The sequence below is a fragment of the Tropicibacter naphthalenivorans genome (assembly GCF_900176475.1).
Taxonomy (GTDB): Bacteria; Pseudomonadota; Alphaproteobacteria; order Rhodobacterales; family Rhodobacteraceae; genus Tropicibacter; species Tropicibacter naphthalenivorans.
On record NZ_FWXX01000003.1, the window covers coordinates 374,260 to 393,875 of the forward strand.

21 protein-coding genes are annotated in these 19,616 nt (G+C 60.5%); 13 read left to right on the forward strand and 8 right to left on the reverse strand.

The features are described 5' to 3' along the window. Window positions 1-8 precede the first annotated feature (8 nt). Both aceF and lpdA read left to right on the forward strand, forming a co-directional pair. On the forward strand, window positions 9-1,256 hold the full coding sequence (aceF, locus tag B9A11_RS09665) for a dihydrolipoyllysine-residue acetyltransferase (RefSeq protein ID WP_058248186.1): 1,248 nt from the start codon (window positions 9-11) through the stop codon (window positions 1,254-1,256). Between the two features lie 10 nt (window positions 1,257-1,266). Continuing rightward, the gene (gene lpdA, locus B9A11_RS09670; protein WP_186009205.1) at window positions 1,267-2,991 is read left to right on the forward strand and encodes a dihydrolipoyl dehydrogenase; all 1,725 of its coding nucleotides are present in this window, start codon (window positions 1,267-1,269) and stop codon (window positions 2,989-2,991) included. Window positions 2,992-3,062: 71 nt separating this feature from the next. Here the strand turns inward: lpdA and B9A11_RS09675 are convergent, their stop codons facing one another. Then, window positions 3,063-3,704, reverse strand: a complete 642-nt coding sequence (locus B9A11_RS09675) for a ChrR family anti-sigma-E factor (protein WP_058248188.1) — start codon at window positions 3,702-3,704, stop codon at window positions 3,063-3,065. Next, entirely contained in the window at window positions 3,701-4,264 is a 564-nt protein-coding gene (locus B9A11_RS09680; protein WP_058248229.1) for a sigma-70 family RNA polymerase sigma factor, read from the reverse strand. Before B9A11_RS09680 ends, B9A11_RS09675 begins: the two co-directional genes overlap by 4 nt. Window positions 4,265-4,456: 192 nt before the next feature. Here B9A11_RS09680 and B9A11_RS09685 point away from each other — a divergent pair, with 192 nt between their 5' ends. The 5 genes from B9A11_RS09685 to B9A11_RS09705 are packed head-to-tail and all read left to right on the forward strand — an operon-like array spanning window position 4,457 to window position 8,192. Further along, entirely contained in the window at window positions 4,457-5,752 is a 1,296-nt protein-coding gene (locus B9A11_RS09685) for an NAD(P)/FAD-dependent oxidoreductase (RefSeq protein ID WP_058248189.1), read from the forward strand. Continuing rightward, window positions 5,749-6,522, forward strand: coding sequence for a DUF1365 domain-containing protein (locus B9A11_RS09690; protein WP_058248190.1), 774 nt, complete (start codon window positions 5,749-5,751; stop codon window positions 6,520-6,522). The genes B9A11_RS09685 and B9A11_RS09690 overlap by 4 nt, the downstream gene beginning before the upstream one ends. Further along, window positions 6,522-7,076, forward strand: a complete 555-nt coding sequence (locus tag B9A11_RS09695; protein ID WP_058248191.1) for a DUF3833 family protein — start codon at window positions 6,522-6,524, stop codon at window positions 7,074-7,076. Before B9A11_RS09690 ends, B9A11_RS09695 begins: the two co-directional genes overlap by 1 nt. Continuing rightward, a complete protein-coding gene (locus tag B9A11_RS09700) occupies window positions 7,073-7,804 on the forward strand; it encodes an SDR family NAD(P)-dependent oxidoreductase (protein WP_058248192.1) in 732 nt (243 codons plus the stop codon). The genes B9A11_RS09695 and B9A11_RS09700 overlap by 4 nt, the downstream gene beginning before the upstream one ends. Window positions 7,805-7,862: 58 nt before the next feature. Then, window positions 7,863-8,192 (forward strand): DUF3775 domain-containing protein, encoded by a 330-nt coding sequence (locus B9A11_RS09705; RefSeq protein ID WP_058248193.1) that lies wholly within the window; start codon window positions 7,863-7,865, stop codon window positions 8,190-8,192. Window positions 8,193-8,195: 3 nt separating this feature from the next. Here B9A11_RS09705 and B9A11_RS09710 read toward each other — a convergent pair whose 3' ends face one another. After that, window positions 8,196-9,449 carry a DNA polymerase IV gene (locus B9A11_RS09710; protein WP_058248194.1) on the reverse strand — a complete coding sequence of 418 codons (1,254 nt, stop codon included), beginning with the start codon at window positions 9,447-9,449 and terminating at the stop codon, window positions 8,196-8,198. Here B9A11_RS09710 and B9A11_RS09715 point away from each other — a divergent pair. Then, window positions 9,448-9,924, forward strand: a complete 477-nt coding sequence (locus B9A11_RS09715; RefSeq protein WP_234988787.1) for an NUDIX domain-containing protein — start codon at window positions 9,448-9,450, stop codon at window positions 9,922-9,924. The two genes, B9A11_RS09710 and B9A11_RS09715, sit on opposite strands and share 2 nt — an antisense overlap. 110 nt (window positions 9,925-10,034) lie before the next feature. Here the strand turns inward: B9A11_RS09715 and B9A11_RS09720 are convergent, their stop codons facing one another. The 3 genes from B9A11_RS09720 to B9A11_RS09730 all read right to left on the reverse strand — a co-directional run bounded on the left by B9A11_RS09720 (window position 10,035) and on the right by B9A11_RS09730 (window position 11,586). Next, the gene (locus B9A11_RS09720; RefSeq protein ID WP_058248196.1) at window positions 10,035-10,286 is read right to left on the reverse strand and encodes a hypothetical protein; all 252 of its coding nucleotides are present in this window, start codon (window positions 10,284-10,286) and stop codon (window positions 10,035-10,037) included. 229 nt (window positions 10,287-10,515) lie between these two features. Next, window positions 10,516-11,223 (reverse strand): orotidine-5'-phosphate decarboxylase, encoded by a 708-nt coding sequence (gene pyrF, locus B9A11_RS09725; RefSeq protein WP_186009206.1) that lies wholly within the window; start codon window positions 11,221-11,223, stop codon window positions 10,516-10,518. 54 nt (window positions 11,224-11,277) lie between these two features. Further along, window positions 11,278-11,586: a hypothetical protein gene (locus B9A11_RS09730; protein WP_058248197.1), complete on the reverse strand. Its 309-nt coding sequence runs from the start codon at window positions 11,584-11,586 to the stop codon at window positions 11,278-11,280. Between the two features lie 200 nt (window positions 11,587-11,786). Between B9A11_RS09730 and clpB the strand changes: the two genes are divergently transcribed. Then, on the forward strand, window positions 11,787-14,399 hold the full coding sequence (clpB, locus tag B9A11_RS09735) for an ATP-dependent chaperone ClpB (protein ID WP_058248198.1): 2,613 nt from the start codon (window positions 11,787-11,789) through the stop codon (window positions 14,397-14,399). 141 nt (window positions 14,400-14,540) lie between these two features. Beyond that, the gene (locus tag B9A11_RS09740) at window positions 14,541-15,005 is read left to right on the forward strand and encodes a DUF2867 domain-containing protein (protein ID WP_058248199.1); all 465 of its coding nucleotides are present in this window, start codon (window positions 14,541-14,543) and stop codon (window positions 15,003-15,005) included. Window positions 15,006-15,039: 34 nt separating this feature from the next. Here the strand turns inward: B9A11_RS09740 and B9A11_RS09745 are convergent, their stop codons facing one another. Both B9A11_RS09745 and B9A11_RS09750 read right to left on the reverse strand, forming a co-directional pair. Next, window positions 15,040-15,519 (reverse strand): fasciclin domain-containing protein, encoded by a 480-nt coding sequence (locus B9A11_RS09745; protein WP_058248200.1) that lies wholly within the window; start codon window positions 15,517-15,519, stop codon window positions 15,040-15,042. Between the two features lie 178 nt (window positions 15,520-15,697). After that, entirely contained in the window at window positions 15,698-16,141 is a 444-nt protein-coding gene (locus B9A11_RS09750; protein WP_058248201.1) for a hypothetical protein, read from the reverse strand. 112 nt (window positions 16,142-16,253) lie between these two features. Between B9A11_RS09750 and B9A11_RS09755 the strand changes: the two genes are divergently transcribed. From B9A11_RS09755 to msrQ, 3 genes are all read left to right on the forward strand, one after another. After that, complete coding sequence (locus B9A11_RS09755) at window positions 16,254-17,744, forward strand: FMN-binding glutamate synthase family protein (RefSeq protein ID WP_058248202.1); 1,491 nt, start codon at window positions 16,254-16,256, stop codon at window positions 17,742-17,744. 93 nt (window positions 17,745-17,837) lie between these two features. Next, on the forward strand, window positions 17,838-18,734 hold the full coding sequence (msrP, locus tag B9A11_RS09760) for a protein-methionine-sulfoxide reductase catalytic subunit MsrP (protein ID WP_058248231.1): 897 nt from the start codon (window positions 17,838-17,840) through the stop codon (window positions 18,732-18,734). Further along, the gene (msrQ, locus tag B9A11_RS09765) at window positions 18,731-19,339 is read left to right on the forward strand and encodes a protein-methionine-sulfoxide reductase heme-binding subunit MsrQ (protein WP_058248203.1); all 609 of its coding nucleotides are present in this window, start codon (window positions 18,731-18,733) and stop codon (window positions 19,337-19,339) included. Before msrP ends, msrQ begins: the two co-directional genes overlap by 4 nt. Window positions 19,340-19,616: the final 277 nt, after the last annotated feature.

A 19,616-nucleotide genomic window follows, 5' to 3' on the forward strand; every position in this document is an offset into this window, starting at 1 on the left:
GAAAGATTATGACAACCGAAGTTAAAGTCCCCGACATTGGCGATTTCACCGACGTTCCGGTGGTGACGGTTCTGGTCAGCGTAGGCGACACCATCGCCGAAGAAGACCCGATCGTAGAGCTCGAGTCCGATAAGGCGACGATGGAAGTGCCCTCGTCGACCGCTGGCGTGGTTAAGGAAATCAAGGTTGCCGAGGGCGATACCGTGTCCAAAGGCAGCGTGATCCTGATCGTCGAAGCCTCGGATGCGGCGGCCGAAACGCCCAAGGAAGAGCCGAAAGCTGAGACCAAGCAAGAGCCAAAAGACGCGCCCAAGGCAGAGACCGCACCCGCACCAAAGACGGACGCGGGCTTTTCCAAGGTGCACGCATCGCCGTCCGTTCGCGCGTTTGCGCGCCGTGTTGAGGTCGACCTGAACACGGTGAATGGCACCGGCCGCAAGGGGCGCATCTTGCGTGAAGATGTTGAAAAAGCTATGAAAACCACTGTTGCCCCGGCATCGGGCGCGGCGCAGGGCGGCATGGGTATTCCGCCAATCCCCACCGTGGATTTCAGCAAGTTCGGCCCGGTTGAAAACGTCGAAATGCCCCGGATCAAAAAGATCTCTGGCCCGGCGCTGCACCGCTCTTGGCTCAACATTCCGCATGTCACCCACAACGACGAAGCGGACATCACCGAGCTCGACGCCTATCGCAAAGAGATGGACACGCAGGCCAAGCAAGATGGTTACCGGGTGACGCTTTTGTCCTTTGTCATCAAGGCCAGTGTCTCGGCGTTGAAACAGCATTGGGAGTTCAACTCTTCCATCCATCCGGATGGCGACAAGCTGATCAAGAAGTCCTACTACAACATCGGTTTCGCCGCTGACACGCCGAACGGCCTGATGGTTCCGGTCATCAAAGACGCCGATCGGAAAGGTCTTGTTGAGATTTCTAAAGAGTTGATGGAACTGTCCGCCGCGGCCCGCGAAGGCAACCTGAAATCCAAGGACATGCAGGGCGCGACCTTTACCATTTCCTCGCTCGGCGGGATTGGCGGCACTTCCTTTACCCCAATCGTTAACGCGCCCGAGGTGGCGATTTTGGGCCTCACGCGCTCGAAAATGCAGCCCGTCTGGAACGGTGAAGAGTTCGTGCCGCGTCTCATGCAGCCGCTGTCTTTGTCCTACGACCACCGTGCCGTCGATGGGGCCTTGGCCGCGCGCTTTTGCGTGACGCTCAAGACGCTGCTTGGCGACATGCGTAAGTTGATGTGGTGAGGTGAAAACAATGGATATCAAAGTACCCGATATCGGTGATTTTACCGACGTGCCGGTCGTCTCTGTGCTGGTTTCCGTGGGTGACACCGTCGCCGAAGAAGACGCGTTGATCGAGCTGGAGTCTGACAAGGCCACGATGGAAGTGCCTTCGCCGGCGGCTGGAAAAGTCAAGGAAATCAAAGTCTCCGAAGGTGACAAGGTGTCCGAAGGGACCGTCATCATGGTGATCGAAGCCGCCGAAGCGGACGACGCGCCGGTCGAGGAAACCCCCAAAGAGGCACCCAAACAGGTGGCCGCAACTGGGACTGCCTCTGGACCTGGCGATGTGCACGCAGAGCTTGTTGTTCTGGGCTCTGGCCCAGGCGGCTATACGGCGGCTTTCCGCGCCGCGGATCTTGGCAAAAAGACCGTTTTGATCGAAAAGAACGACTCGCTCGGCGGGGTCTGTTTGAACGTCGGCTGCATTCCGTCAAAGGCTCTGTTGCATGTCGCCAAGGTCATCACCGAGGCTGAGGAAATGGCCGCGCATGGTGTCAGTTTCGCGAAGCCTGAGATTAACCTTGATGAACTGCGCGCCTTCAAGAATGACGTGGTCGGCAAGCTGACGGGCGGTCTGGATGGGCTGGCGAAGGGCCGAAAAGTCCAAACCATCAAAGGTTTTGGTACCTTTACTGGCCCCAATATGATCGAGGTCGAAGGCCCGGACGGCAAAACCACTGTTAGCTTTGATCAATGTATCATTGCCGCAGGGTCAGAGCCGGTTGACCTGCCCTTTATTCCGCAGGACGATCGCGTGATCGATAGCACCGGCGCTCTTGAGCTGCGCGATGTGCCGGGACGGATGCTGGTGTTGGGCGGTGGGATCATCGGTTTGGAAATGGCCTGTGTTTACGACGCCTTGGGCGCGAAAATCACGGTGGTCGAGCTGATGGATCAGATCATCCCCGGCGCAGACAAGGACATCGTCAAGCCGCTGATGAATCGCATTAAGGGTCGTTACGAAAACATCTTCCTCAAGACCAAGGTGACCGCAGTTGAGGCCACCGACGAGGGCATGAAAGTGACCTTTGAGGACGACAAGGGCGAGAGCTTTAACGATACTTTCGATAAGGTTCTCGTGGCTGTGGGCCGTAAACCAAATGGTAAGCTGATTGGCGCAGACAAAGCCGGTGTTGCGGTAGATGATCGTGGCTTTATCGCCGTGGACAATCAGCAGCGCACGGGTGTGTCACATATCTTTGCCATCGGTGACGTGGTCGGCCAGCCCATGCTTGCACATAAAGCCGTGCACGAAGGGAAAGTCGCTGCCGAAGTCTGTGCCGGTGAGAAACGCTTCTTTGATGCCAAGCTGATCCCGTCGGTGGCGTACACAGACCCAGAGGTCGCGTGGTGCGGCGTCACGGAAACCGAGGCGAAAGCCAAGGGCATTAAGTTCGAAAAGGGTGTTTTCCCTTGGGCCGCGTCGGGCAAGTCGTTGTCCAATGGGCGCAGCGAGGGCATGACCAAACTGCTGTTCGACCCCGAAGATGACCGCATCATTGGCGCGTGTATCGTCGGCACCAACGCGGGCGATCTGATCTCAGAATGTGCGCTTGCGATCGAGATGGGCGCAGATGCGGTCGACCTCGGCCACACGATCCACCCGCACCCGACGCTTTCGGAAACGGTAAATTTTGCCGCCGAGATGTTCGAGGGTACGATCACGGACCTGATGCCGCCCAAAAAGCGCAAGTAAAATGGGAAAGGGCAGGCGCTAAGCCTGCCCTTTTTTAATTCACCTTAATGAATGATCCGAAACGCGCCGCATTAAATCCGCAGGAACGGCTGCGCCAATCTGGGCAGCCAGTCTTTGAACCGCAAGGGCGCGTCTGTCACCGCCAGGCAGATACAATCCTCAGAGATGTCGGCGACGGGCATATGCTGAACGTCGTCGTCGGCGATTTCGATATCGCCACGGGCGAACCGGCCTTCTTGGTCCTCGAATGCGCCTTTAAGAACCAAGGTTAACTCCAACCCGTTGTGAGAGTGGTCCGGCACAGCGGTCCCTGCGGGAATGTACAAAAGGCGCGCGGTGGCCTCGGGTGAGGTTTTCAGGATCGCCTGTTTTACGCCCATACCTACGGGACGCCATTTCACATCCGACAACGCCCCGCCGATGTATCCGGCCAAAGGTGCTGGCACCGTAGGATCTCGGACCGGCAGGGGCACTTCAATGGGGGCTTCGCTACGGATCGCGGCGAGCGCGCCGGACAAACAGTCGTCAGACACCGACTCGGCGCATTCGTCCAGCAGCGCGCCGCCGATCGCATCATAAGATGCCAGCCCGGCGCGGCAGTCATCGCAGAGCGAAACATGCGTGGCCACAATTAGGTTAACGGCCTCAGACAGGGTCCCGGCAGAGTACCCCATCAGCAAATCGTCGGTCAGGTGGTGGTGAATTGTCGTCATGTTTTCGGGTCCATGGCATGGCGCAAGCGATCCAGCGCCAGTCGAATACGTGATTTGATTGTGCCCAGCGGCAGACCCGTAGCATCGGCGATTTCACGATGCGACAGATCGCCAAAGTAGGCTTTTTCGATCAAATCCCGTTGTTTATCGGGCAGGGCAGACAGCGCCTGCCCCAAGTGTTCACATTCCTGCCGAAGGCCGACAACCTCGGCTTGGTCCGGCTCGGCTTCGGGGCCCCACGGCAGGTCTTCGGGTTCGGGGCGGCGCTGTTTGCGCAGGGCGTCAATCTTGCGGTTGCGGGCAATGGTAAAGATCCACGTGGCCACCGATGCGCGCGCCGGATCGAACTGCGCGGCCTTGTGCCAGACGGCGGTCATGACCTCTTGGGCGCACTCCTCGGCGAGGCTCGCATCCGTGCCAGAGCGCATCAAAAAAGCCTTAACCCGCGGCGCGAAATGCCGGAACAGCGCGATGAACGCGGCCTCGTCCCGCTCGTCGCGGATGCGCAACAAGTACGTCGTCCATTCGTCTTGGGCCCCGGTGGGTTTTTCACGCGTCATGGACAAGACATGACGCGCGGACGCGCGTACCGCAATAGGCGGCCTGTCCTTGGGGCGCGAGAAGGTGGCGGTTTCGATCATATTCAGGTTACGCGCGACCGCGCGCAGCGGATCAAATTTTCCAAGAAAAATTTCATCCATTTCGCGGTCTCACGCGTATTCCCCCTGTCATCCACTTGAAAAGGAACGCTCATGCCTTTCGAAGCCAGCTCACCGCCGCGCCGCCGCATCGCCATTATCGGGGGCGGGATTTCCGGGCTGGGAGCGGCCTTGTCCTTGGCGCCCGAGCATGACGTGACCCTGTTCGAGGCAGAGCCGCGCCTCGGGGGGCACGCCCGAACCGTGCTTGCGGGCAAGAACGGGGATCAGCCGGTCGACACGGGGTTTATCGTGTTCAACTACGCCAATTATCCCAACATGGCAGAGCTTTTCGACCGCTATGATGTGCCCGTGGTGAAATCCGACATGAGCTTTTCTGCGTCGCTGCGAGGCGGCGAAATCGAGTACGGCCTGCGTGATCTGCGGTCTGTCTTTGCGCAGAAACGCAACGCTCTGAATCCGCGATACCTCGGGATGCTGCGGGACGTGTTCAAGTTTAACAAACATGCCGTCAGCGCCGCGCAAGATCGCAGCCTGCCCTTGGGCGAATTTCTGGATCGGATGGGAATGGGGAAATGGTTTCGCGACTATTACCTCTTGCCGCTGTCCGGTGCGATTTGGTCAACACCTGTTGATAAAATCCTCGATTTTCCGGCCTATGCCCTGATCCAGTTCTTTGAAAACCACGCGTTGCTGAGCCATACCGGCCAACACCAATGGTACACTGTGCAGGGCGGTTCGGTCGAATATGTGCGCCGGTTCGAATCCGCGTTGCGCAAAATTGGGGCGCAGTTGCGGATCGGAACGCCGGTGGATGCCGTGCGGCGGTCCGCAGTGGGCGCCGAGATCAAGCCGCAGGACGGCCCGTGGGAGGCATTCGACGAGGTGATTTTCGCCACGCATTCGGACGACAGCTTGCGCCTTTTGACCGATGAGACGCCCGCCGAACGCGCCGCTTTAGCCAAGATCACCTACCAACCCAACCGGATCGTTCTACATGCAGATCAAAGCGTTATGCCGAAGCGGCGCGTCTGCTGGTCGGCTTGGAATTACACGGAAACCGCGCGCAAAGAGATGAACCAGATTGACCTGACATACTGGATGAACTGCCTTCAGCCGATCCCGGAAAGCGATCCTATGTTTGTGACGCTGAACACCACGCGCCCCATCCGCCAAGAGCTGATCTATGATGAGGTCACCCTGCGCCACCCGGTTTACGACCTGACGGCCTTGGACGGGCAGCAAGAGGTTGCCGCCGTGAACGGGCAAAACGGCACGTGGTTCTGCGGCGCGTGGATGAAAAACGGCTTTCACGAAGATGGCCTGTCCAGTGCGCTGGACGTGGCGCGGGCCTTGCGCGACAAGCTGGCGTTGCCGGAGGTCGCATGACCCAAGTCGACTTGATCGCAGGCCACACGTACCACGGGCGCAAAGGCGCAATCGACAACGCGTTTCGCTACTCGGTGGATTACGTTTTGCTGGACGCCGAAGGGCCGATCGAGGGGCCAAGCCTGTTTTCTCGGAATCGGTCGAATTTTGCGTCGGTTCAGGATCGCGACCATGGCGGCCCCCCGAAACAGGGGCGCGGAGCACCTTGGGCGCGCGAGGTTCTGGCAAGCCAAGGGGTTGCGTTCGACCGTTTGCGTTTGCTCACACAGCCAAGGCTTTTGGGCCATGTTTTCAATCCTGTAAGCTTTTGGTTGGCGTATCGCGGAACGGATTTGATGGCGGTGATTGCCGAGGTGAGCAACACCTTTGGCGACCGACATTCTTATGTGTGTCTGCGCGGCGATGGCGCGCCGATCCAGCCGTCAGATCGCATCACGGCTGAGAAAATCTTTCACGTTTCGCCGTTCCAGCCGATCGAGGGGACGTACACCTTTCGGTTCGATATCGGGACGGATCGGGTCGGGATTTGGATCGAATATGGCCGTGAAAACGGCGGTTTGATCGCGACTCTTTGCGGGGCTCGCGTGCCTTTGACCAACCGTGGGTTGCTGCGGTCGGCTCTACGCCGACCCTTTGGCGCACGGCGGGTGCTGGCGCTGATTCACTGGCAGGCTCTCAAGCTATGGTTGAAAGGTGCAAGGTATCGTACGCGGCCAGAGCCCCCCGAGTCCGAGGTCAGCGCTGCGCCAAAAATCAGCGAGGCGTCGTGATGTTGGACTTTATTCTTGGTGCTCTGGTCATGCTTGGGCTGGTCTGGGTGCGCTTTCGATTTTTTGCCTTTCCGGCACAGCGGTCAGAGGATTACGCGGGCGAACTTGGCAGCTTTGACATTCGCGAGAAATTCAACGGCGCCCTGCTGTGCCAAGGGGTGATCTATGGCCCGACGGGGCGCGTCATGTCACGATTCGTGGCGGACTTTGATGCTCAATGGGATGGCAATCGCGGGGTGATGAAAGAGGATTTTCGCTATGAAAGCGGGTCCTTAGAGCATCGCGAATGGACTCTCAGCGTCGAAGAGACGGGCCGGATCACGGCGACTGCGCCGGATGTTATTGGCACTGCACAAGGGCGACAGGCCGGACCTTCGGTCAATTTAAACTATCGCCTTCGTCTGCCTGAAGATGCCGGGGGGCACGTCTTGGACGTACGCGATTGGATGTACCTGACGCCAGACGGAACCATCGTAAACCGCTCTCAATTTCGCAAATACGGGCTTTTGGTTGCCGAGTTGGTAGCCACCATGCGCCCGAAGGAACAGCTATGAGACAGCTAAAAGGCAAACGCTATTGGGTTGTTGGCGCGAGTGATGGCTTGGGCGCGGCAATCTCGCAAAGGTTGTCTGACGAAGGGGCCGAGTTAGTACTGTCCGCGCGATCCGAGGGCAAGTTGCAAGACGTGGCGGATGGCTTGTCTGGCAAGGCGATGGTCCTGCCGGTGGATGTGACCGACACCCAAGCGTTAACACGGGCGCGTGAAAAAATCGGGTCGCTTGATGGCTTGGTGATGCTGGCGGGGGTCTACTGGCCTTTTGGCGCTCAGGGCTGGGATGCTGAAAAGGCGGTCTCCATGGCCGAGGTGAATTTTGTCGGCACCATGAAAGTCTTGGGGGTGGTCCTGCCCGAGTTTGTCGAGCGTGATCAGGGGCATATCGTTCTAACCGGATCGTTGACCGCGTATCGCGGTCTGCCACGATCGGCGCCCTATACGGCGTCTAAGGCCGGGATCATGGCCTTGGCGGAATCGCTCCATGCGGACCTGCGCGGATCGGGTGTGGATGTGCAATTGCTCAGTCCGGGATTCGTTAAGACGCAGTTGACCGACAAGAACGATTTCAAGATGCCGTTCATCATGGAGCCGAGCAAAGCCGCTGACATTTGCGTGTCGCATATGCGCTCGGCGCGGTTCCACAAACCTTTTCCGACGGCGTTTTCCTTGATGTTTCGCGCGGCGCAGTTCTTGCCGGATTGGCTGTACTACCGCTTGTTTGCGTAAGATCAAGGCGCGTGTCTCATGATCCGAGTCATCCTTTTTAAAGAAAAGGAGACGCGACATGGAACAGATCAGTGTCAGGAAAGTGGCCGCCGTCATCGTGATGGCGCGCGAACTCAGCCGCGCCGAGGGCGAGTTACGCGCCTTTGTCGGACGGATGAACGAAGAAGAGCAGGCCGCCCTGGTCGCAGTCATGTGGATCGGGCGCGGTGCCTTTGAGGCAGAGGAATGGGCCGAGGCTTATGCCACCGCTTTTGCCGAGGCATCCAGCCCGACCGAAGATTACCTGATCGGCACCCCGCATCTGGCCGACAATCTCGAAGCGGGCCTTGAGGCGCTTGGTTACGACGCCGTCGATGAAGAAGACGCCTTGATGACGCGCGGCGCCTAAAGGTTAACGCAGCGCCCGCCCTTTAAGGATTGCATCGGGGCCAAAGCGTGCACGGATCGCATCTGTTGCACGTTCCGCCTTGGCGCGGGTGGCCGCGTGGGGGTCAAGCAGGTCGCCGCCCCGGTCGGCCTGCGCCTCTGGCACCAGATCGGAAATCCCCGCGCCGATCAGGCGGTAGGATTGTCCCGGCGGCATCTGATCGAGAAGCCCGCGCGCGGTGCGGTAAATGCGGTCAGCGATCTGGGTCGCGTCGTGCAAAGCCTGCCGCCGCGTCACGATTTTAAAATCGGATTTCCGCAGTTTCAGGGTCACAACCCGACCGGCAAGCCCCTTGGCCTTGGCGCGGTCGGCGACCTTTTCGGACATGCGCCACAGGTGTCCGTCAAGAATGTCAGGGTCGCCAGTGTCCTCGTGAAACGTGGTTTCATTCGATATGGATTTCATCGGCGCATTGCGCGTCACGCGCCGTTTGTCCTGCCCGCGCGCAAGGTGCCAAAGCCTTTCGCCCATGCCGCCGAAACGATGGATCAAATCGCGCTGTTCCCAGCGCAAAAGGTCTTCGAATGTGCGAATTCCGGCCTTTTCCAACGCGGTCTGCGACGCCTCTCCGACACCCCAGATCATGCGGATCGGCTTGGGGCGCAGGAAGGCTTGTGTTTCAGCCTGACCAATCACCGAAAACCCACGTGGCTTGTCCAAGTCAGAGGCGATCTTGGCCAAAAACTTGTTGTGTGACAGACCGACAGAGCCGGTTACGCCCAGCTCGTCCTTCATCCGTTTCACCAGCCGTGCCATCATGACGGCGGGCGGGGCGCCGTGCAGGCGTGCGGTGCCCGTGAGATCCAAAAACGCCTCGTCCAGCGATAGGGGTTCAATCGCCGGGGTCAGCTCTTCCATCATGGCGCGGATCTGGCGCGAGACCTCGGCATAGACCGACATGCGCGGCTTGATCACCACCGCTTCGGGACACAGCTGCAAGGCTTTGAACATCGGCATGGCTGAGCGCACGCCGCGAATGCGCGCCACGTAGCAGGCGGTCGACACCACGCCGCGCCGCCCGCCGCCGATGATCACGGGTTTGTCCGCCAGATCGGGGTTGTCGCGCTTTTCGACGCTTGCGTAAAACGCGTCGCAGTCCATATGCGCGATGGACAAATCGAACAATTCGGGGTGCGATAGCACACGCGGCCGCCCGCAGGCCGGGCAGCGCTTGCCGGTCTCAAAAGTGGTTAAGCAGTCTCGGCAAAGGGCGGGCATGGCGCGAGTTTACGCCTCTCCGCAAGGCGCGGCAATCGGGGGAAAGATGGGACCGGCGACGAATTTCATAGGGGCCAAGGTGATGCTCTTTGCTGGCGATCAGCTGATCGTTTTACAGCGCGATCATGCGCCGGGCATTCCGTGGCCTGGCCTGCTGGATTTTCCGGGCGGCGGACGTGAAGGGCTCGAGAGCGCGCAGGATTGTGTGTTGCGCGAAACCTTTGAAGAGACGGGTCTGCGGTTGGATCCGACCGGCCTGCGCTTTGTGCACAACAGGCCGACAAGAGGCTCTTATGGCGTATTTTATGCCTATCACGGGCCGCCGGCGTTGCTGGATTTCGTCCGTTTTGGCGGCGAAGGCGACGGCTGGCTGCACATGGCGCCGCGCGCCTATGTGGGCAGCGATCAGGCGATTCCACCTTTCGCTGAGATTCTATCTAACTATCTGGAAAGTATAGGGATTGCCGGGGCGTAAATGCGCCCCGGCAATGTTGACCAGCCCACCGGGGGACGGATGGCGGACCGATCGCTCGGTGCTTGGACGCAGCAGGCAGCTATGCGACCAGCGGCACGAGAGGGAAAATGTCAGGCCGCTTGAGGCAAGGTGGCGTCATGGCCCATCATGCGCGACTGCATCGCTTCGGGACGGTCCAGGCGGTCCAGCGCGGCGTTCCAGATGCCAGCGGACACCCGTTCAAAGCTGGCGGTCAGCGGGGCGCAATAGCTTGCGGCGACTCGCCGGGGGCCGTGGTCGGTGTGGAACGTCACGAGCGCTTCAAAGCACTCGTCTGCGGCATTGTAAGAAACGTCGCCAATCTGAGTCTTGTAGTCGGGCATGCTCTTGCCTCCGTAAGATTATCCACGTCGTCGTCCTGTGGATAACTTGAAGGTGGGCATTAAGTTCCTGTTCCGCCAGAGCGGTCACGAAAACGTGTTAATACAGGTAAACGGCCCCAAGGTCGCATGACCGGAGCTGCGCTTACGGGATACCCAGCGACGGGGCGGCCCGCAACCTTGGCGCGGCGATTTTCGGGCCTCGCGCCAAGGGCGTTGCATTTCTGCCAGCTTAGGCCGAGCGCAGCTCCGCAGCGATGTCCAACGCGGCTTGGCGCGGGTCGGCGGCCTTGTGAATCGGGCGACCAACGACGATGTGGTCGACGCCGTTTTGAATGGCGCTGGCGGGGGTGGCGACGCGCTTTTGATCGCCAAGCTCGGCACCGGCGGGGCGCACACCGGGGGTCACGATCAGTTTGCCGGTCGCCTCGGGCAGGGCACGGATCAGGGCGGCCTCGTTGGGCGAGGCGATCACGCCATCGGCGCCGGCCTCTAGCGCGCGGGCGGCGCGGGTCTGCACCAGATCAGGGATGTCACCGGCTTGGATCAGCGACGCGTCCAGATCGGCGCGGTCCAGCGAAGTCAGGATCGTCACCGCAAGGATTTTCAGGTCAGAGCCTGCTGCCCCCTCTTTGGCGGCGCGAACAACATGGGGGTCGCCATGCACCGTCAGGAAATCCAGATCGAATTGGGCGATCCCGCGCACGGCGGCTTCGACCGTGGCCCCGATGTCAAAGAACTTCATATCGAGGAAGATCTTTTTGCCATGCTCGGCCTTCAGCTCATTGGCCAGCGCCAACCCGCCGCCGGTCAGCATCCCCAGACCGATCTTGTAAAAGGATACCGCGTCGCCCAGTTGCTGCACCAGATCCAGCCCTTGGATCACGTTGGGCACATCAAGAGCGACAATAAGACGGTCGTCGGAGATCGGAGCAGACATGGCGCACACCTTTCGTTTGGAGTTGCCCCCAGATGCGCGCCACAGACCGCTACGTCAAGGACTGGCGCGCCGTTTGGCCAGCGCCATATGCGGGGAAATCGCGATTTTGCGGCGCAACTCGGGGGGCAGCACACCGGGCGCAAAGCGCATCTTGCCCTGAAATCCGGGAATGCGGCGCGCCTTGCGCAAGGCTTCTGCTAGCAAACGCAGGCGCGCGCGGCTTTCCTCGATCTCGATCTGGCGGGGAACGGTCAGCGGAATTTGCATCCGCGTGTCCCCGAAAATCAGCGTGACGGCGCCATTGTGCGCCCCCAGCGGCGCACCCGGCCTGAATCCTTCGAATTCGATCTTTGTGACGTACATTTTCAGCCTCCAACCGGGGCTGATCCTGCGCTGTCGCGCTTTAAAATAAGGTGCATAAGTAATAGTTGTTTTTTTGCAACAATCGCCTCTTGAACAGGCTGGAATTGGCCCCCATCTTGGTGTCGAGGCCCCACAATCCCTCGTGTGCCGACAGTCGGGCGCGGGGCAAAAACAGGGGCGCTTGGTGAAGGAGAACGGACATGAACTTGGACAAGTTCACAGAGCGCTCGCGCGGATTTATTCAAGCGGCGCAGACGATTGCGATGCGGGAGAGCCATCAGAAGCTGGCGCCCGAGCATCTGCTCAAGGCCCTTATGGATGACGATCAGGGCCTCGCGTCCAACTTGATTTCCGCAGCGGGCGGCCAGCCTGCGCGCGTCGTTCAGGTGCTGGACACGAAAATAGCTAAAATCCCCAAGGTTTCGGGCGACGCGGGTCAGGTTTACCTCGATTCCGCGACCGGCAAGGTCTTGGACGAGGCGGAAAAGCTGGCTCAGAAAGCGGGCGACAGCTTTGTCCCCGTGGAACGTCTGCTGACCGCTCTGGCGATGGTGAAAAGCCCCGCCAAAGAGGCGCTGGATGCGGGCAATGTCACGCCGCAAGCGCTGAACGGCGCGATCAACGACGTGCGCAAGGGCCGCACCGCCGACACCGCCAATGCCGAAGAGGGCTATGACGCGCTCAAGAAATACGCGCTGGATCTGACGGAACGTGCGCGTGAGGGCAAGATTGACCCGATCATTGGCCGCGACGAGGAAATTCGCCGTGCCATGCAGGTGCTGTCGCGCCGGACCAAGAACAACCCCGTTCTGATCGGTGAGCCGGGCGTCGGGAAAACCGCGATCGCCGAAGGGCTTGCCCTGCGGATCGTCAACGGCGACGTGCCTGAATCCCTGCGCAACAAGCAACTGCTTGCGCTGGATATGGGCGCGCTGATCGCGGGCGCAAAGTATCGCGGCGAGTTCGAAGAGCGGCTCAAGGCGATCCTGTCCGAAGTGACGGCCGCCGCCGGTCAGGTGATCCTGTTCATCGACGAAATGCACACGCTGGTGGGCGCGGGCAAGGCGGATGGCGCGATGGATGCGTCCAACCTGCTGAAACCTGCCCTGGCACGGGGCGAGCTGCACTGCGTCGGCGCAACCACGCTGGACGAGTACCGCAAGCACGTGGAAAAGGACGCGGCCCTCGCGCGGCGCTTCCAGCCGGTGATGGTGCAGGAGCCGACGGTCGAAGACACGATCAGCATCCTGCGCGGCATCAAGGAAAAGTACGAACTGCACCACGGGGTGCGGATTTCGGACAGCGCCTTGGTGGCGGCGGCGACCCTGTCGCATCGCTATATCACGGACCGGTTCCTGCCGGACAAGGCCATCGACTTGATGGACGAAGCCGCCAGCCGTCTGCGGATGGAAGTGGACAGCAAGCCCGAGGAACTGGACGCGCTGGACCGCGACATCCTGCAAAAGCAGATCGAGGTCGAAGCCCTGCGTCTCGAAGACGACCAGGCCTCCAAGGACCGGCTCGAAAAGCTGGAAAAAGACCTTGCTGACTTGCAGGAACGCAGCGCCGAGATGACCGCGCAATGGCAGGCCGAGCGCGACAAGCTGGCCTCGGCGCGCGACATCAAGGAACAGCTGGACCGCGCCCGTGCCGAGCTGGATCAGGCCAAGCGCGAGGGCAATCTCGCCCGGGCCGGTGAGCTGTCTTACGGCATCATTCCGGGGCTGGAAAAGCAGCTGTCCGAGGCCGAAGAGGCCGACGAAAAGATGGTCGAAGAGGCGGTCCGCCCGGATCAGATCGCCAGCGTTGTCGAACGTTGGACGGGCATTCCGGCGGGCAAGATGCTGGAAGGCGAGCGCGAAAAGCTGCTGCGGATGGAAGAAGACCTTCATCGTCGGGTGATCGGACAGGATCAGGCCGTGACCGCCGTGGCCAACGCCGTGCGCCGCGCCCGGGCGGGCCTGAACGACGAGAACCGCCCGCTTGGGTCGTTCCTCTTCCTCGGGCCGACCGGCGTGGGCAAGACAGAGCTGACCAAGGCCGTGGCCGAGTTCCTCTTTGACGACGACAACGCGATGGTGCGCATCGACATGTCCGAGTTCATGGAGAAACACGCGGTCGCCCGTCTGATCGGCGCGCCTCCGGGCTATGTCGGCTACGACGAAGGCGGTGTCTTGACCGAAGCGGTGCGGCGTCGGCCCTATCAGGTGGTGCTGTTCGACGAGGTCGAAAAGGCCCACCCGGATGTGTTCAACGTCCTGTTGCAAGTTCTGGATGACGGTGTGCTGACCGATGGTCAGGGCCGCACAGTGGACTTTAAACAGACGCTGATCATCCTGACGTCGAACCTTGGGTCGCAGGCGCTCAGCCAGCTGCCCGAAGGCGCGGACAGCGCCACGGCCAAGCGCGACGTGATGGACGCGGTGCGGGCGCACTTCCGCCCCGAGTTCCTGAACCGTCTGGACGAGACGATCATCTTTGACCGCCTCAAGCGGGACGACATGGATGGCATCGTCGATATCCAGCTGGCGCGTCTGCTGAAACGGCTTGCCGCGCGCAAGATCCAGCTGTCGCTGGATGAGGGCGCCAAGCAGTGGCTGGCGGACGAAGGCTACGACCCGGTGTTCGGCGCGCGTCCGCTCAAGCGGGTGATCCAGACCGCGCTTCAGAACCCGCTGGCCGAGCGTCTGCTGGCCGGGGACATCAAGGACGGCGACGTCGTGACCGTCTCTGCCGGGGCCGAAGGGCTGCTGATCGGGGACAAGGTCGGCGCAACCAACCGGCCCAAGCCCGACGACGCAGTCGTCCACTAAGCGACTGATAATACTGAAAAGGCCCGCCCTCACCGGCGGGCCTTTTTTGCGTCTTGTCGTTGTGTCGCAGGGAATTCCGATCCCTTCCCGTGTTCACTGCGCCGCGGATCGACCCCGAGGGCCGAAGGTTAAGGATACGAGATGGTTGCGATTAACGATGTGCCGCTGCTGGCCCCCGAAGGACAGCTTGACTACCACCATGTCCAGACGACGATGCTGGCACAGGAGATGACGCTCTTGCAGGCTTGGGCCAAGATGCAGGAACGTCCGCTGCCGTTGCTTGGCCTCGCGTTCAAGGTCCGCGATGGGATTTCGTCATTGTTCGGGGTCAAGAAGATCGGCGGCTTTGCCCGAAAACCCGTCACCGAGGTGGCCGTGGGCGATAAGCTCGACTTCTTTCTGGTCGAAGACGTCCGCCCCGATCTGCTGGTTTTGACGGAACGCGATCGGCATCTGGATGTGATGACTTGCCTGTCGACCGATGGGCGCGCGTTTTCCGTGACCTCTTCGGTCAAGGTGCACAATGCCTTTGGGCGGCTCTATATGCTACCGGTCGGGATCGCTCACCGGCTGATCGTGTCGCGCATGATGGCGCGGCTGGCATAGGGGCGACCGCAAAGGGCCGCCCCGGCCCAACAGGTTATTGCGCAGGCATGATCACGCCGTCGATCACATGGATCACGCCGTTCGACGCCTCGATATCGGCGGTCACGACGCTGGCGTTGTCGACCATCACGCCGTTGTCCAGATCAATGGTGATCTCGGAGCCTTCGACCGTGGCGGCCTTCATATCGTCGGCCAGATCGGTCGACATGACTTTGCCGGGGATCACGTGATAGGTCAGAATCTGCGTCAGCTGGTCCTTGTTTTCCGGCTTGAGCAGGTTTTCAACGGTGCCCTCGGGCAGCGCGGCAAAGGCCTCGTCCGTCGGCGCGAAAACCGTAAACGGGCCTTCGCCCTTGAGCGTGTCGACCAGCCCCGCCGCGGTGGCAGCGGCCAGCAGCGTTTCGAACTGGCCTGCACCCTTGGCAGTGTCGACGATGTCCATGGAATGCCCGCCAGCAATGGCGCTGGTGCCCAGCAGAGCGGCGGCGAGGGTCAGAGAAGTCTTGCGAAGCATTGTGGTTCCTCCTGTTTGAGTATGACAGGGGGTACGGGCGCATCCGCAGGTTGGATCACCGCACAAATCGCAGGTCTCAGGGTTGACCAAAGGCGCGGCCCGCCTAAGCCGCGCCCCCACCCGTTTTCCAATCAACCTGCCGTGACGGGTTGTGATCTGCTGTGAGCGATCCGGACGCTTAATCCAGCCCGATCGCAGACCGGGCGATCCCGTCCAGCATGGCTTCGACCTTTTTCATCGCGCCTTCGGGATAGGTGCGAAAGCCGATGGTTGTAACGTCCGGCGTGTCCGGGCGGACCATGACAAAGATGTCGTAGGGGCAGAAAACGACGTTCATCGGGTCCGCCTCCATCACCTCGCGGCTGATCTTGGCCGAGCAAAAGCTATAGATGTCGGCCTGCTCGAACAGCACCACGTCCGATCCCACATCGGCGCGGGTGCGTTCCAGCATCTCGCCAGTGTGGCTGATGTGATCGACGACCAAGCCTTCGTCCAGAATGGCGTTTTCCAGGCCAAAGATCACATCGTCAAAGCTTTGGTCCGTGTCATAGGTGATGATATCCGCCGCAAGACCGGCGCTGGCTATGGCGGACAGCGCAACAGCGCCGAGCAATTTCTTCATATCGTTTCCCTTCCTCCTCTGCGCAGGGTGGCATTCCCGCGCATTCGTGTCACACTATAGATGTATCGCTGACAGGCCTTGATACAAATCAAACACATTCTCGGAGTGGAATATGGAACTCGCAACCGCCGCCCTGCAATACCTCGCTTTGCTTTTTGTGTTCCTGATCGGGCTGGGGGTGGCGACCGCGGTGGTGCTGTTCGTGATCGACCGGACGCAAACCGGTGACGCGATCCGCCGCAACTATCCGGTCATCGGGCGGTTTCGCGGGCTGTTCACCGAGCTGGGCGAGTTCTTTCGCCAATATTTCTTTGCCATGGACCGCGAGGAGATGCCCTTTAACCGTGCGCAGCGGAACTGGGTGGATCGCGCCAGCGGCGACAAGGGCAACACCGTGGCGTTTGGGTCCACCCGCAATCTGAACGTGCCGGGAACGCCGATCTTTATGAACGCGGTCTTCCCGCCGCTGGACGATCAATATGCCTCGACCGAGCCGATGCAGATCGGCCCCTATGCCCGCGAACCCTATATGGCGCAGTCGATTTTCAACATTTCCGGCATGTCCTACGGGGCTTTGTCGAAACCGGCGGTGCAGGCTTTGTCGCGCGGGGCGCATAAGGCGGGGATCTGGATGAATACGGGCGAAGGCGGCCTGTCGCCCTATCACCTCGAAGGCGGCTGCGACGTGGTGTTCCAGATCGGCACAGCCAAGTTCGGCGTGCGCGATAAGGACGGCAACCTGTCAGAGCAGCTCTTGCGCGAGATGGCGGCCAAGCCTCAGGTCAAGATGTTCGAGATCAAGCTGTCGCAGGGGGCCAAGCCCGGGAAGGGTGGCATCCTGCCCGCCGCCAAGATTGACGACGAGATCGCGGAAATCCGCAAGGTTGAAAAGGGTAAGGACGCGGTCAGCCCCAACCGTCACCGCGAGGTCGACGACTTTGGCGACCTGCTCGACCTGATCCACCGGGTGCGCGAGATCACGGGCAAGCCGGTGGGGTTCAAGGCCTGTCTGGGGTCCGCGGACCCTTGGGAAGAGTTCTTTCAGCTCATTGCGCAGCGCGGCCCCGAAAGCGCGCCGGACTTTATTACGGTGGATGGCGGCGAAGGCGGCACCGGCGCGGCCCCCATGCCCCTGATCGACCTCGTGGGGATGCCCCTGCGCGAAGCGTTGATCCGCATGGTTGATCTGCGCGACCGGCACGGGCTCAAGGATCGCATCCGCATCGTTGCGTCTGGCAAGCTGGTGAATCCTGGCGACGTGGCCTGGGCGATCTGCGCCGGGGCGGATTTCGTAACCTCGGCGCGCGGCTTTATGTTCTCGCTTGGCTGCATTCAGGCGATGAAGTGCAACAAGAACACCTGCCCGACCGGCATCACCACCCACGACAAGTCGCTGCAAAAGGGGCTCGTGGTCATGGAAAAGGACAAGCGCGTCGCGGCCTACGCCAAGTCGATCATCAAAGAGGTGGAAACCATCGCGCATTCCGTCGGCGTGGCCGAACCGCGCCTGATGCGGCGGCGGCACGTGCGGCTGGTCCGCGACGATGGCACCTCGGTCCAGATGAATGAGCTTTACCCTTCTGTAAGGGTTATGGCCGACTAACTGTTACAGCGGTCCAACGCCCTTGTGACCAAGCGTTTCTTTGAGCGTGGGGCGTGTCGCCCTATGTTCTGTCCAACGCAGATGGAGGATGCCGTGGCTTATCGTTGGACCAATGACCTGACCGCAAAGGATGTGACACCCGAGGCGGTGTTCCTGAACCGACGCCAGATTCTGGCGGGACTTGGCGGGGTGGCCGTGGCCGGTATGGCGGGGCGCGCGCGCGCGCAAACGCTCGACCCCAACAGCTTCGAGGATATTACCAACTATTGTAACTATTATGAGTTTGGCACCGGCAAGGAAGACCCCGCCCGCTACGCCCACATGCTGACGACCCAGCCGTGGTCGATCAAGATCGACGGTATGGTGGACAATCCCGGCGATTACGCGCTGTCCGATATTATGGACCAGATGGCGATCGAAGAGCGCATCTATCGCTTCCGCTGTGTCGAGGCTTGGTCGATGGTTGTGCCGTGGAACGGGTTCGAACTGGCCGATCTGCTCAATTTGGCAGGTGTGCAGGCGCAGGCGAAATACGTCGCTTTTGAAACGGTTTACCGCCCCGAGGAAATGCCCGGCACCCGCTATCCCGTGCTCGATTGGCCCTATGTCGAAGGGCTGCGTATGGATGAAGCCATGCACCCGCTGACCCTGATGGCCACGGGGATCTACGGAAAACCCATGCCGAATCAGAACGGCGGGCCGATCCGGCTGGTTGTTCCGTGGAAATATGGCTTCAAGTCGATCAAATCCATCGTCCGCATCACCCTGACCGACACGCAGCCGCCGACCTCCTGGAACAAGGCGAACGCGCGCGAATACGGCTTTTACAGTAATGTGAACCCAGAGGTGGATCACCCGCGTTGGTCCCAAGCGACCGAACGGCCCTTGGGCGGCGGTTTGTTTTCGCGTCGTCAGCCAACGCAGATGTTCAACGGCTATTCCGAGGTTGCGTCCCTTTACGAGGGCATGGACCTGCGGGCGAACTTTTGATGCGCGATTGGATCAACACTGCGGCCCGCCGGGTTCCGACGTGGCCTCTATATATAGTGCTGACCCTGCCTGCGGTGGCGTGGCTGTATCTGGGGCTGACCGGCGGCCTTGGCGTTGAGCCGATCAAAGCGCTGGAACAAGAGCTGGGGGAGTTTGCCCTCAAACTCTTGATCCTCGGCCTGTGCATTACGCCCTTGCGCCGCTTTGCCGGTGTGAACCTGCTCAAGTTTCGCCGGATGCTGGGCTTGATGGCCTTTGCCTATGTGGCGATGCACCTGTTGGTATGGCTTGTTCTGGACGTGCAGATCCTGTCGCAAATCTGGGCGGACGTACTGAAACGCCCCTACATTACTGTTGGTATGGCGGCGTTCATCCTGATGATCCCCTTGGCGGTGACGTCAAACGCGTGGTCAATCCGCCGACTGGGGCCGGCGTGGCGCCGTTTGCACAAGTTGACCTATTTGGTCTGCCTGTTGGGCGCGTTGCACTTCGTTCTCTTGGCCAAAGGGTTTCAAATCGAACCGTTGGTCTATTTGGCCGTGGTTGCGATCTTGGTGAGCTTGCGATTCCTCCCGACACCGCGTCGCCGCGCATCGGCGGCTTGATTCCAGCCCCTGATTCATCCCGAAAGCCGGGGTGACTCGCGCACCAATTCGCTGGGATTCTCTGCGTAGCAGCATCAATGCACGCTGCAATGCGGCGATGGGTGGCCTTCGCCCCTGTAAGTTGCGCTGTTAGCGCGTGCGGTCGTGAATAAATCCTTTGTTTATCAGTGCTTTACAAGAAAGATGGTGGAAAATCGAAATTTCCTTCAAAAACCGCTTGCGGGTTTGTGGTGATAACCTTAGAACCCCCTTCACCGGCGGCGCTGAGGCGCTACGG